Annotated in this window: 12 protein-coding genes; 5 read left to right on the forward strand and 7 right to left on the reverse strand. The window is 45.7% G+C overall.

Translation table 11 applies throughout. The annotated features are described in order from the left end of the window. The first annotated feature begins 15 nt into the window (after positions 1-15). Positions 16-1296 carry a YeaH/YhbH family protein gene (locus tag IY568_RS03965; protein ID WP_125560189.1) on the forward strand — a complete coding sequence of 427 codons (1281 nt, stop codon included), beginning with the start codon at positions 16-18 and terminating at the stop codon, positions 1294-1296. 14 nt (positions 1297-1310) lie between these two features. After that, positions 1311-2822: a SpoVR family protein gene (locus IY568_RS03970; protein ID WP_058795865.1), complete on the forward strand. Its 1512-nt coding sequence runs from the start codon at positions 1311-1313 to the stop codon at positions 2820-2822. Positions 2823-2878: 56 nt separating this feature from the next. Here the strand turns inward: IY568_RS03970 and IY568_RS03975 are convergent, their stop codons facing one another. Both IY568_RS03975 and IY568_RS03980 read right to left on the reverse strand, forming a co-directional pair. After that, positions 2879-3850, reverse strand: a complete 972-nt coding sequence (locus IY568_RS03975; RefSeq protein ID WP_125560187.1) for a diguanylate cyclase — start codon at positions 3848-3850, stop codon at positions 2879-2881. Positions 3851-3854: 4 nt separating this feature from the next. After that, entirely contained in the window at positions 3855-4859 is a 1005-nt protein-coding gene (locus tag IY568_RS03980; RefSeq protein ID WP_125560185.1) for a response regulator, read from the reverse strand. A 202-nt stretch (positions 4860-5061) separates the two neighbouring features. Here IY568_RS03980 and tpx point away from each other — a divergent pair, with 202 nt between their 5' ends. Further along, the gene (gene tpx, locus IY568_RS03985) at positions 5062-5649 is read left to right on the forward strand and encodes a thiol peroxidase (protein WP_125560183.1); all 588 of its coding nucleotides are present in this window, start codon (positions 5062-5064) and stop codon (positions 5647-5649) included. 63 nt (positions 5650-5712) lie between these two features. Here tpx and IY568_RS03990 read toward each other — a convergent pair whose 3' ends face one another. Beyond that, on the reverse strand, positions 5713-6147 hold the full coding sequence (locus tag IY568_RS03990) for a GNAT family N-acetyltransferase (protein ID WP_125560181.1): 435 nt from the start codon (positions 6145-6147) through the stop codon (positions 5713-5715). A 50-nt stretch (positions 6148-6197) separates the two neighbouring features. Then, complete coding sequence (locus IY568_RS03995; protein WP_010382254.1) at positions 6198-6941, reverse strand: sporulation protein; 744 nt, start codon at positions 6939-6941, stop codon at positions 6198-6200. Positions 6942-7155: 214 nt separating this feature from the next. Here IY568_RS03995 and IY568_RS04000 point away from each other — a divergent pair, with 214 nt between their 5' ends. Together IY568_RS04000 and IY568_RS04005 are read left to right on the forward strand one after the other, a co-directional pair. Further along, positions 7156-8727 (forward strand): cation:proton antiporter family protein, encoded by a 1572-nt coding sequence (locus tag IY568_RS04000; protein WP_125560179.1) that lies wholly within the window; start codon positions 7156-7158, stop codon positions 8725-8727. Positions 8728-9011: 284 nt separating this feature from the next. Next, positions 9012-9296 carry a hypothetical protein gene (locus IY568_RS04005; protein WP_125560177.1) on the forward strand — a complete coding sequence of 95 codons (285 nt, stop codon included), beginning with the start codon at positions 9012-9014 and terminating at the stop codon, positions 9294-9296. Between the two features lie 56 nt (positions 9297-9352). Here the strand turns inward: IY568_RS04005 and IY568_RS04010 are convergent, their stop codons facing one another. The 3 genes from IY568_RS04010 to IY568_RS04020 all read right to left on the reverse strand — a co-directional run bounded on the left by IY568_RS04010 (position 9353) and on the right by IY568_RS04020 (position 13952). Then, the gene (locus tag IY568_RS04010) at positions 9353-10330 is read right to left on the reverse strand and encodes a sterol desaturase family protein (protein ID WP_194866832.1); all 978 of its coding nucleotides are present in this window, start codon (positions 10328-10330) and stop codon (positions 9353-9355) included. A 108-nt stretch (positions 10331-10438) separates the two neighbouring features. Continuing rightward, entirely contained in the window at positions 10439-12667 is a 2229-nt protein-coding gene (locus IY568_RS04015; RefSeq protein WP_228553126.1) for a TonB-dependent receptor family protein, read from the reverse strand. A 10-nt stretch (positions 12668-12677) separates the two neighbouring features. Then, positions 12678-13952 (reverse strand): imelysin family protein, encoded by a 1275-nt coding sequence (locus IY568_RS04020; RefSeq protein ID WP_125560171.1) that lies wholly within the window; start codon positions 13950-13952, stop codon positions 12678-12680. Positions 13953-13981 lie beyond the last annotated feature (29 nt).

The following is a 13981-nucleotide window of genomic DNA, read 5'->3' on the forward strand; positions in this document are numbered from 1 at the left end:
GTTGGAGGGTGTTCTATGGCACATTTCATCGATCGTCGACTGAATGGCAAGAATAAAAGCACGCTGAATCGTCAGCGCTTTATTAGACGTTACAAGAAACAGATAAAAGAAGCTGTTTCTGACGCCATCAATAAAAGGAGTGTCACTGATATTTCAAGCGGTGAGAGCATCTCTATACCGCAGCGAGATATCAGTGAACCGATTTTCCATCAAGGCAAAGGCGGTAATCGCGAGCATATTCACCCGGGCAACGATCAGTTCACAACCGGTGACAAAATTCAGCGTCCGCCCTCAGGCCAGGGCGGAGGTGCTGGTGAGGGCAATGCGAGTGATCAAGGTGAAGGCCAGGATGATTTCGTTTTTTCCATATCGAAAGACGAATATCTTGACCTGTTGTTTGAAGACCTTGAGTTACCAAACTTACAAAAAAGCCAACTCGACAAGTTGGTACAAATGAAAACACACAGAGCGGGCTTTTGTAATGACGGTATGCCCAGTAATCTCGACATTGTGCGATCTTTAAAAGGATCTGTTGCACGCCGAATTGCTATGACAGCCAGTAAAAGAAAACAACTTAAAGAGTTGGAAGATAAGCTTGAACTATTGTTGCAAGAACCCGTTCCTAAACAAACCGAAATCCAACAGCTAGAGCAGGAAATTGCAGAACTGAAACGTAAAATTGAAGCAGTGCCATTCATTGATAATTACGATTTGCGGTTCAGGAACTACGAAAAGCGACCGCACCCTACGAGCAAAGCAGTCATGTTTTGTTTGATGGATGTGTCAGGCTCAATGGATCAGGCAACTAAAGATATGGCAAAGCGCTTTTATATTTTGCTCTATCAGTTTTTAACACGCACCTACAAAGACATTGAAGTCGTTTATATTCGTCACCATACACAAGCCAAAGAGGTCGACGAGCAGGAGTTTTTCTACTCGCAGGAAACGGGCGGTACCATTGTGTCGAGTGCGTTGAAATTAATGGATGAAATTATCGCTGATCGTTATGCGCAGGGCGATTGGAATATCTATGCCGCGCAAGCATCTGATGGCGATAATTGGGCGGATGACTCTCCACATTGTACTGATATATTGACGAACAAACTGCTAAACACGGTGCGTTACTACGCCTATATCGAAATCACCACACGTGCACACCAGAGTCTGTGGCGCGAATACCAAGGTATTGCGGACACATTTGACAACTTTGCCATGCAGCATATTCGGTCGGTGGAAGATATCTATCCGATATTCAGAGAGCTGTTCAAGAAAAACCGACAACAGAATGCAGCCTAACAGGGGAAGTGCCTATGACGTATAACCCGCTAAATGATGGCCCGGATTGGACGTTCGACCTGCTTGAGGAGTATCAGGCTGAAATTGCCCGTGTAGCGGCCCATTATAGACTGGATACCTATCCGAACCAGATTGAAGTGATCACCGCAGAGCAAATGATGGACGCCTACTCCAGCGTTGGCATGCCCATTGGCTATGCACACTGGTCTTACGGTAAGAAGTTTATCCAGACTGAGCAGACTTATAAACGAGGGCAAATGGGCCTGGCTTATGAAATTGTGATTAATTCAGACCCCTGCATTGCCTATTTAATGGAAGAAAATACCATGCCAATGCAGGCGCTGGTAATGGCACATGCCTGCTACGGACATAATTCCTTTTTCAAGGGCAATTACCTGTTCAAAACCTGGACAGACGCTTCTTCAATTATTGATTATCTGGTTTTCGCAAAAAACTATGTTGCCAAGTGCGAGCAAAAATATGGGATAGATGAGGTAGAAAACTTACTGGACTCTTGTCATGCTCTGATGAATTATGGCGTGGACCGCTATAAACGCCCTCAGCAGATATCAATGTACGAGGAACAGAAGCGTCAAAAAGAACGTGAAGACTATCTACAGTCACAGGTCAATGAACTCTGGCGGACCATTCCTCAAGGCAAGCAACAGGACGAACGAGAAGACGTAAAGTTCCCATCTGAGCCACAAGAAAACATTCTGTACTTCATCGAGAAAAACGCACCGCTGCTGGAGTCCTGGCAACGTGAGATAATTCGGATTGTGCGCAAAGTCTCTCAGTACTTTTATCCACAACGACAAACTCAGGTCATGAACGAGGGGTGGGCAACATTTTGGCATTACACGATCCTTAACCACCTGTATGACGAGGGGAAGTTAAGTGATGCATTCATGCTGGAGTTTTTGCAAAGCCATACCAATGTGGTTTATCAGCCTCCCTACAACAGCAAATTTTACTCGGGCATTAACCCCTATGCGCTGGGCTTTAATATGATGGTCGATATACGTCGTATCTGTGAAAACCCAACGGATGAAGACAAGTATTGGTTTCCGGAGTTTGCCGGTAAAGATTGGCTGGATACGCTGCACTTTGCTATGGAGAATTTTAAAGACGAAAGTTTTGTGAGCCAGTTTTTGTCGCCAAAAATAATGCGCGATTTTAAGCTGTTCACCATTATAGATCAGGAAAAGTCCCCTCACCTGGAGGTCGGCGCTATTCATGATGAATCAGGCTATCAGAAAGTCAGAAATAGTCTGTCTGCTCATTACAACTTGAGTAATCATGAACCAAATATTCAGGTTTACAATGTTGATATACGAGGTGACCGCTCACTAACTTTGAGGTACGTACCGCATAACAAAGTACCTCTTGCAGATTCGAAGAAAGAAGTAATAAAGCACCTGTATCGATTATGGGGCTTCCCCGTTAAACTTGAAGAGCTTCAGGATGATGGGTCAGTGAACATACTGGGCCAGTGTCCTCAGGAAAGTAAAGAAGACGCTTTATAGCAAAAAGCCCTTGTGATAAGGGCTTTTTTCTTTGTCACTACAAATATCAGACTTAATTAATGGGCCATCGAAGGGTCGTACACAGTCACCGTGTTACGACCATTTTCTTTTGAATGGTACAAAGCGGTGTCTGCAGCCTCTATCCACTGCTCGTACTTTTCGAAATTGTCATCACAACATGCAATGCCGAGGCTCACCGTTAATTTAATCTCTTTGTTATCATAATAAATAACTGAATTCTCGATTAAGCTACGCAGCCTCTCTGCGAATACTTTGGCGCCTTCGGCGTCGGTATCAACTAAGGTTACCGCAAACTCCTCACCACCATAACGGCCTGCAACATCTGTTTCACGAAGTGTCTTTTGTAGCAAGTCCGAGATATGGCGAATAGCCTCATCACCGCCGCTATGCCCGTAGGCATCATTTATGCGTTTAAAGAAGTCGATGTCAAACATCAGCAAACTGCTGCTACCATGACTGCGCTGCAAGCGTTTGAACTCTGTCCTTAAGCTCTCCTCCCAATAACCACGATTTGCCAGTTTAGTGAGGCTGTCAGTGCGGCTCATTTTTTCCAGAGTTTTATTGACCTTTTCAAGTTCAAGCTTGTTCATGGCTTCGTCAGTCACATCGTAAATGATGACACAGATGTGACCCACTTCGCCGGTCACTGTCGTTAGTGGAATAAAAGTCGCATTTTGATACATATAGTCGGCTTTGCCGGTAATTGGCCGATAATTCTTGAACCGAAAAATATAGGGCTGCTGCTCCCAGATAGTAAACGAGCGGTTCTTCAATACAAAAACCGGTTCTGATTTACTCTTAAACCACGCTTCGTCAATACCAGGGAATAAGTCGAACACGTCTTTGTCTTTAACCGCGCTTGGCAATAACCCGGAATGGTTTTCCATAAAACCATTCCAGACGCACACTCGATAATGCCTGTCCAGTACGACCAGGCCAACATCAACTGTGTTAAACATATCCATTAACCAATGGATCTCATTCATGTCAAAATCAGATGCAGGCATAATTCTAATCTTCTAGCAGGTACTCAACTTTATATTTGAGTGTTTTCAGTGAGTCTTCGGTAAACAACAACATTAAATCACAATTAATGTCATGGTTTTCGATCCCGTAACTAATTTCAATCGCTAACGTACGTTGCCACCTGGCTTTATTTGCCTTCACCAGTTCGGACACTTCGCAATGCTGCCCTAGTACCACAGGGTGGCCCTGGCTGAATGGCATGTCGAGCTGCTTCGAGAGTCCGGTCAATATTGCTCCTATCAGAATATTACTGATGTCCATGAGCAACTCAAGCTCCACTTTTTGATTGAGCTCTCCTTGATAACTCATCAACGACGCAATTTCTTTAAAACTGGAATCATTGAGCAGGAGTAAGGCTTCTCCGGATACACCACCACCGATGAACCCCTGGCACACACCGGACGTCGTGGCGCTAGCATCGATGGCTTGCAATGCCATATGCAGCTCACTGACCTCAAGGACGTTGACATTCGGAATAGGTAATTCTACGAAGACGTTCAACAAGCGTGCCAGTAAATCACCGGCCTGACCCATCGCGACATTGGTGATCTCCTGATAGATATCACGGATCTCAGGCTCAAGCTGCTCCCCGAGTTTATGCACCAGATTGGCCCGAATGGCTTTGTCCTTGATCCCATGATGAGTGATGATTTCTTCAAGCTTCGCGGCATCACAGGGTTTTCGAATAAAATCTATTGCGCCCAGTTCTATGACTCTTTGGTGCGCGTTTGGCTGGATATCTCCAGAGACGACGACTGTCAAAACATTCAATCCTTGTTCGTTTATTGCTTGTAACACCTCATATCCATCCATGTGAGGCATGTTTAAATCCAAAAAAAGTATCTCAGGCGAGACCACTTTTATTTTTTCAATACAGTCCAGGCCGTGCTCAGCAAATTCTACTTTAATATCCCAGTCGTCCGGCAATGACCGCGCCAGTTGCCGGCGAGCCAATTTTGAATCATCGCATATCAGGACAGGTGTTGACATAAAAGCTCTCTTCGCTTAGCGGCTAACTCATTGTAAGAAGCCGAAATTTTTCTAATTATAGTTATGACACAGCAGCATTTTAGGACTTACATGGTAATCAAAGCTTGACTGATTTACAATCCAATTTACTGCAAAGGTTGGTTATATAATTTCAGTATAATACACTGACGAGAATTGCAAAAAATTTAAAAGGGAATACGTTATGCGGATCTTAACCTTGCTTGCTGCGTCTCTATTGACAATTGCCAACCCAATCCATGCCAGTGAGTTGCCTGAAAATCAGGTTGACGCGGGCAAAGTCAACGCTCAGGGAAAGCCTGTTACCTTATTAGGCCAGGGCATTAAAGTCGGCGACACTGCACCTGACTTTAAAGTTGTCGATGGCAACTTTGTACCTGTTACCTTAGCCAACTATCAGGGAAAGCCCGTTCTGATCAGTGTGGTGCCGAGCCTGGACACCGGGATTTGTAGTCTACAAACCAAGTACTTCAATGAAAAAGTAGCTAAGGAGTTTGCTGGCGTAGCAATGCTCACCATCAGTGCAGACCTGCCATTTGCACAAAAGCGTTTTTGTAAAACAGAAAACATCGACCAAATTGATACCCTGTCAGATTCAGTCTGGCGTGACTTCGGCGCTAAGTACGGACTCTACATCAAAGATATGGGATTATTAAGCAGAGCGGTTTTGGTCTTAAACAAAGACCATAAAGTGGTATACAAGCAGCTGGTCAGTAATCTGGCCAGTGAGCCTGACTACCAGGGTGCCATCGAAGCACTTAAACAACTCTGATTAGCACTACATACCGCTAAACTGGTATATAGTGCCCACTGTATACCAGTACCCACTCTAGCTCTAGCGCAATATCATGTCTATGTGCTCAATCCCGTCTTCCAGATATGCCTCGCCACAAGGTACAAAGCCGAGAGACTGATAAAATGGAGTCAGGTAAGTTTGCGCTGCGATTTTAATCGGTTGTGCACCATAGTGAGCGTGACAGGCCTCTATCGCTCGGGTCATCAAAGTTTGTGCAACCCCCTTCCCCCGGCATTCTGGCGATACCAGCACACGTCCAATTGCACTGGTATTGGATTGTGGCTTGTAACAGCGGGCATATGCCTGCACTTCCCCCTGCTTAATTAAGAAAACGTGATGTGTATCAGCGGCCCTGTCAACCTCATCAATTTCCTGATAAGCGCAGGCCTGTTCAACAACAAACACGGCAACCCGAGTTTTCAAAATACTGAAGAGCTCGTCATGTGACAACTGGTAAAAGGTTTTAACTTGCATGGGTTTTATCACTGTGGGTAGATACGCCTCCGATGAGGCGTAGAATAGATTCAGGCAAATAGCCTTTCCAGCTGGTCACACAACTGAGACAGGTTCACGTGGTCATGCTCAATCGTCAGGTCTACATAGCCATCTCCACGAAAAGCTCTGTCGAGCTCAATCAGCACATGCGTGCGATGTGCTTCCGGCACAAAAGACAACTCAACTTCCTGAAGTCCGAACAAAGACGTATTCGCGGGACGGTATTCTATTTCCTGATAACAACCAGATACTGATTGAAAATTCGACGCTTTCAGATAACCGCGCTCAACATCTGCTTTAATCATTCGAAAACCGAGTTTCTCCATTGCCATTAAGCAGTTTTTAACGGCTTCATTTGGATATATATGCAACAGATCTTTGTCACTCGGATCTAAAGCCAGGTCGATATCCAATCCGGTTTCCAACCACACATAACTATGGTTATACGGTGCATTGATTTCGGTAATCGGAGTTTCTGAATGCAATCTGGCCTCAAACGGGATCACTTTCTTTTCACCCGGTGCTATGGTGAATTGGCTACCCACACGCCACTTTTCAATGACCTGATTTGCGTAGTACTCGCCATTGTCTCCTTCAACCTTGACTTTCGTCATCAGCGCTAACTCTAAACCGCTAATTTCTTGTTCCACATCTCCACCCACAACAACGATCTGCGCCTGAAATTTCTGGCCCGGATGCAGGTGTTCTGTTTCTAAAATTGTATCTACTTTCGCGGCACCAATACCTACGGATGCCAAGAGCTTTTTAAACATCTTATCTCCTCTCGAGGATGTCCCCTTATCCGCATCTTAACCACATTTTTTCTGGTTTGTCAGCGAAAATTTATAGTGATCAGCCAAATAGTTGGAGATAAACCTTATTACTAGCATCATACAGCACTTACTATTCACTAAAGCGGCCAATTTTTCATTTATATATCAGTTTGTTTTGTTACACTGCTAACACCTTCGACTTGACTGAATCACTATGGAATTACTGTACTTTGCCGTTGCCTTTGCCTGTGGCTTTTCTGTCTACCAACTTAAACTCCCGCCTTTAATTGGCTTTTTGCTGGCGGGTTTTGTGCTCAATCTGTTAGGCCACAGCAGTACCGACTTACTCACCCAACTAGCCGATTTGGGTGTCACGCTATTACTGTTCAGTATTGGTTTAAAACTGAAGGTCTCGAATCTGATTAAACCTCAGGTTTGGGCTCCCGCCAGTTTACATTTGGTGACCAGCATTGCTTTTTTCGCCTCCTTGCTGCTGATGCTGGGTGCGTTTGGCTTGCCTTTATTTGTTGACTTGTCGTGGCAAAGTGCCTGCCTGGTAGGATTTGCGTTCAGTTTCTCCAGCACCGTTTTTGCAGTTAAAGTGCTGGAAGAACGAGGCGAGATGGCCAGTCTGCATGGTAAAATTTCCATCGGGATCCTGGTTATGCAGGATATCTTTGCTGTGATCTTCCTCGCTATCAGCACAGGAAAATCTCCCAATGTATGGGCGCTTGCTCTGCTGGTTGGTTTGCCATTGTTGCGACCGCTGCTATTTTGGATACTCAACCGTTCAAAACACGGCGAATTGTTACCCTTATTCGGGTTCTTCTTTGCACTGGTGCTCGGTTACCACGGATTCGAGTTAGCAGGTCTGAAAGGTGATTTAGGTGCCCTGATCATAGGCATGTTGTTCGCACCGCATAAAAAAGCAGGTGAACTCTCCAAAGCTCTGCTCAATGTCAAAGATATCTTGTTGGTCGGCTTTTTCCTCAACATCGGTCTGAATGCCAATATCTCGCTCGAAGCTGTGCTGATTGCCGTATTACTTGCCGTTGTGTTACCAGTTAAAGTCTTTATTTATTATCTGTATACCAATATGTTCAGACTACGTGCCCGGACATCGCTACTCAGCGCATTTACACTGTCAAACTACAGTGAATTTGGCCTGATCGTGTGTGCTGTAGCAGCCAGCAGTGGCATGATCACCGCCGACTGGCTGGCTGTGGTTGCACTGGCAGTTTCAGTGACGTTTGTGCTCGCCACACCGCTCAATAAGAAGGCAAACGAAATTTATGTGAAGCTGGAACCCCTGCTGGTTAAGTTTGAGAGTGATAAGCGACTAGAAGAAGAATTACCAGTTAATCTGACCGACACGCGTATAGTGATCTTTGGCATGGGACGTATTGGTACAGGTGCTTATGAGACCATTCATGCCTCCTATCCGGGCTCAGTCGCTGGTGTAGATATCAAACCTGAGGTGGTAGAAAAACACATCAGCCTGGAGCGCCGCGTACTGCTGGCCGATGCAACTGACCCAGATTTCTGGCAACGCGTAAATCACTCTAATGTAGCAATGGTTATGTTGGCAATGCCCAAGCATATGCAAAATATTTACGCGCTGGAGCAGCTAAAAGCGTCAGGCTTTTCAGGTCAGGTTACCGCTATCGCCAACTATCCGGATCAACAAAAAGAACTTGAAGATTTGGGTGTACATTCAACTTATAACTTCTATCTGGAGGCCGGTAGCGGCTTCGCAGAACACGTTAAAGAAAAATTATTTTCATAGACTAAAAAATAATTCTCAGTATCGATAGGGGTACTGAGAATTATTTCTAATTCCGCATCATATAGTTACATCTAGACGTCTAAAAATCAGGCACATAACTCTGACGGTTTTGTAACTCTACGATTTACAAAGCTTTACATCATCGTTGGTAATTGCCCCTCAATTCGAAGTACACTGAGCTCAGTAGGTTAGTTGCACTAATCTATTTTCTCAATTTAAATCTTATACTTATACCCCTCAATCAGGAACATTGAGTGGGGACCATATTATTCGAGAGGGCAAGCATGTTAAAAAATAAATCGGCTTCTTACTTTCCTGCAGCGGTGGATGATGCAAATGCAGGCCCGCTCGCAAAATTGCAAGCGCAATTGGATGCTATTCAAGATTCAGGAATGACAGCGTTGACAATTAGGGACATTCTTTTTCACAAAATGCTGGACATGCATGCAGTCCCTAAAGAACACTTTTTACGCGATCAGGCAACCCCTGACAGATTAGACGACCCGGCGATTATTGAGCAACTAAACGCGCTGGGATTCTATCGCACCTCGCCAGGTCAGGTGCACTGAGTTTCAATTTATGGGAGCCTACTCTCCCTTATAGGCTGGCAATGCCCGTCGCCAGCCTATTTCTCTTCTTTCACGCCACCACGCACTTTCTTTGGCAACAAGCTAAACCACGCTTCTCGCAGCGGCTTCAGATATATGGCACTTAAGCTATCATGACCTGCGTCGTATCGACCTACGCCGATTTCAATGTTGGTCACTGCTGATGCACGGATCAAAGTTCGCCCCATTCTGTCCCAGATGGCCAGTGCCGAACCCAGATTAGTATCAAAATGAGCCGGATCAGCACTATGATGGATCTGGTGTTGTGCCGGGCTGATAAACCAGTTTTCTATCTTGTCCCCCCAACTGAACCAGATGTGTGAATGCCTCAGATTCGAACCAAAAATATTGAATAAAAAGACGAAAGCATTCGCACCCAGAATATCAAACATGCTCAGCGCCGTACCGAAGACAAAATAGCCCAAACCAACCACAATCCCCTGCGTCAGAGCCATCCGACATGCATACAAGTAACTTTCAACCGGATGAGAGCGGTAAATAGTGAATGGAGTCAGCACTTTTGCAGAATGATGCACCTTATGAAACTCCCAAAGAAACGGGATTTTATGTAACGCAAGATGTAACAGGTAACGCGTAAAGTCATCGACCAGAAACAACATCAGTGTGAACAGAAAAATCACCACTGAATCATGCCAGGCCAAATGCAATGGTGCACCAAATAACCACTCAAGACCATCAGAGACAGCAATAGCAACGGGTACCATAGTTAATACGATAGGCGCAAAGGTCAGTGCTTTGATCAGTTTGTTGACAACAAATAAGCCATAATCCAGTTTCGCACTGTCAGACAGCCACACATCACGTGGGAACAGAAACCCCAGGAATCCTTTAAACGAACGAGGGACTTGTAGTTTGTTGTAAACCAAACCAGCCATCACTACTGCACTCAGCAGGTATAGCCAATAAATGCGTTTGTTGGCATCCAGTAAATAACCGGGCAAAGATATCAAGCTTTGCCAGAGCGTTTCTATCATATAGTAGGCAGACTCCTGTAAAAAAGGCCACTGATGAGTGGCCCTGTAAGTATACATAATTATGTCAGATAAGCAGCGGATTGTGCATCTGACATTAACTCATCCAGATTAGAATGAATATTTATAACCCAGTGTAAACTGGCGAGGTTTGCCTGGCCGAGCCCCATAAGGACGACGGCTGACAATCTTGGTCTCATCCAGCAGATTATCAACTTTAGCGTAGACCTGGCCATATTTACCTAATTCATAAACTGCGGACAGATCAACGGTTGTAATAGCTGACACCTCTTTGCCTTCAAGCACCAGATCATAGCTACCATTTGGTGCATTTGAATCTGTAGTGCTATCCCAGCTTCGCCCAGCCGCTTCAGACATAGAGCCGACATATTTTACAGCAAGTGATACGCGCCAATCCGGAGCCGACACACCGATGTTAAAGCTGGCCTGATGCTCGGGCAGATAAGGTAACTCGTCACCGCTCTTTACATGACCCCATTGGGCAAAATTAGTATATCGATCGTTTTTGAATTCACCTTTGGTGTAGGTATAAACAAACCCGTAAGGGATATCAATTTGCAGATTCAGAGGATAACGCTGACTAAACTGAGCTTCCAGACCATAGACATGGGCCTCACCGCCGTTGAACTCTTTGCCGACTTCCAACGCACCACAGTTGGACTGGCCGCAGCTTTCTTTCAGATTGCTGTAATCATTGAAAAAGCTTACCACTTCAAGCTGAGTTATCCCATCGTTAAAGCGGCCACCGAATTCATAGTTGGTGCTCTTCTCGATTTCGATATCAACCGACTGCTGCGGAGAGGCTGGAGAGAACCCCTGATGAACACCAAACAAAATACCTGAGTCTTCTGACAGCTGATAGAAGCCACTCATACCTGGCAACCAGATCCGGGTGGTTTTATCCTGCCAGTCGTCTGCATCAACGGTATTCTGATACGCCATGTCCATCAGCTCACCACGTATACCCACACCCAAAGTTAAGGCATCTATAGTGACCTTGTCCTCAAGGTAGACAGACCAGGCCTTGGTATTTTCAGTGTTTTGGGAGGTATAGACTTTATCTAAGCCCAGATTAAACGCACTGCCGTCTCTCATTCCGTAAGTTTCGTTGAAGTGCTTACGCTCTATTTCATCTTCATGAAAGCGAACACCAAACGATAAGGTATTGTCGTACCCTGCCAGCTTAAATTTGGCAGACCCGTCCACCTGGATCCCCTGCGAGAAGTACTCACGATCATTGGTGCCCATGGACAGGTAATTAGGACGACCATTGTCAGCAATCGAGTCAGCCGTGCCACTGATCACCTGATACAAACGTTGATATTGCTCGTCTTCCGGATTTGCAAGGATCTCAGGTAAGGTCGCATCGGTGTTGGTCAACCCGTCCAGCTTTAACCAGGCGCGCTCATAATCATTGCGATAAACGCGTGATGTCAGACTCACATCCTGATATTTCAGATGGTGGGAGAACATTACCTGACTGTGCTTAGTATCCATGTTGTCAGGCTGAGACGCAGCATAACGCCGATATGGCGTGGCATCAAAGTCCGCATCAGTCAGACCCAGGTAGGTTTCATTAGATAGCTCGTCAGCATAGCTGAGCTTAAGTCCGAACGTGTGCTCGAACTCCCCTTGCTGCAGCTTATAATTGAACTTAGCCAGCAGGTCATTTTTCTCAAATCCGGTATCTGCACCCCCATCAAGGTCTTTAAAGCCATCGGCTTGCAGATTCACCCCTTCAAGCAAAAATCCAACATTATTTACCACAGACCCAAAATATGCGTGCGCTTTGGTGTAACCGTCACTGCCCGTGGCCAAATCAATCGCACCTTCAGAAAACTCAGGTACCGCACGAGTAACCAAATTCAGTGCACCAGCCACAGATTGCGGTCCATGTTTGATAGCTGCTGGGCCTTTAAAGACCTCTACGGCTGTCATCCGGGTTGTCACAGGAAAATAATAAGCAGCAGGGGCAGAGTAAGGTGCCGGGCCAATCAATACACCATCTTCCATAATGGTTATTTTTTTGCTTCGTTCTGGTGTTACACCACGAAAGCCGATGTTCGGACGCAGGCCATAGCCATCTTCCTCACGGATATTCACACCCGGTACTGATGCTAATATACGATGGATGTCATCGTACTCAAACTCCGCCAGCTGCTCTTCACTCAACAACGTCGCAGAGCCCGCTTCTGTGCGAAGTTTATCGTAATGACTCAGGATTTGAATGTGTTCCATGTCGTCATTGTTTGCATCACTGTTTGCCAATACCTGAGGCGCTGCCAGCGCAACCGCCATAGCCAACACAGATCTTTTCATCATGGGTCCTTTAGTCATTATCACCTGCCGATGTTTTAGGAAGTTCCAGCGCCAACTTTTGAATAAAGTCGTTTTTAAGCTCATCAGTAACGTCTTTGACCTTAGCATGGGTGTTTGTCACACCTGCGGTGTCTTCTTCTAACGCTTGCTGTAAGCTACCATTCAGTGCATCTGTCGCCGCTTTTGCATCTGCAATACCCTGCAACATCACTTCTTTGGTCTGACTGGCATCTTGTTCGTCAAGGAAATCATCAAAGCCTGTGGTGTCTTCACTGTCTGTGCCCTGACCAAGGAAGATTTGCTCAAATGCCGCGATATTGGCCTGGATATTTTCTATTGAATGCTCAGCAAAGCGCGATTCTACTGCCTGAGGACACACTTCAGTACCGCATTGGTTAGCAAATAAGCCCAGCGGTGTTGCAAGTTTATAATCCTTGAGCTCTTCGGTCATATAAAAGAGCGCATCGGAAATAAGGTTAACCGCCTCAGTGACTGTGGTAAATTCACTACCGGACTCACCCGCATTCTTTAGCTTAGCGGCGTAGCCTTGTTCGCCCGCCCATTCAAACATTAGTCGCTCTGACGTTGCTTTCAGATCAGTGGACACCTCAACGGCATACTGACAACGCATGATACGGCGTTGTTGGTCTTCGAGCGTATTCCATTGGGCTAGAATTTCACCACTGGCTGCCGCAGAGCAACTGTGGTCAAGCTCGTTGTTAAACAATAAATACTCAAGAGCGTCTAAGCCACGACGCTTATCACTACGCTTGCTGATATCGTAAGGGACACCATTAATTTCGCCCTCAGCAAAATAGGCCACATCCTGATCAACGTTACAATAGTTGGTATCTGGCCAGGAGTAGATGTCTTTACGCAGTGCTTTGTCGTCTGCCAGCAATGGGCCAACGATCATCAATTCAGCATGCTGCCAGCTCACCATCGCCTCTTTCCAGCTATTTTGTGCAGCAAGTAATGCTTCATCACGCGCTGTTTTCGCAGCATCGTCCTGCAAGGTCGGATCAAATGCCGTTTCCAGATCACAATACGCTTTAATCACAGCGGTTTGTCCACTTGCTTTGTCAGCAAATTGCTGGAACGTGGGGGTGAAAACATTGTCGGTTAGGTTCGCTACGAGCTTTTTCTGATCGAACGTTGTTGGCTCTACCACCGGGGTACCCTGATTGTATCCTGGACCCGCAGAGCTGGACGTGCTTTCACCACATCCGCTTAATGCCAAACCAATGGCCGTTGCCAGTAAGATAGGTCTGGTTTGTCTTCTCATTATTTGCCTCAAATGAATAGTCTAGATAC

The sequence above is a fragment of the Pseudoalteromonas sp. PPB1 genome, assembly GCF_015356275.1.
GTDB lineage: Bacteria > Pseudomonadota > Gammaproteobacteria > Enterobacterales > Alteromonadaceae > Pseudoalteromonas > Pseudoalteromonas rubra_D.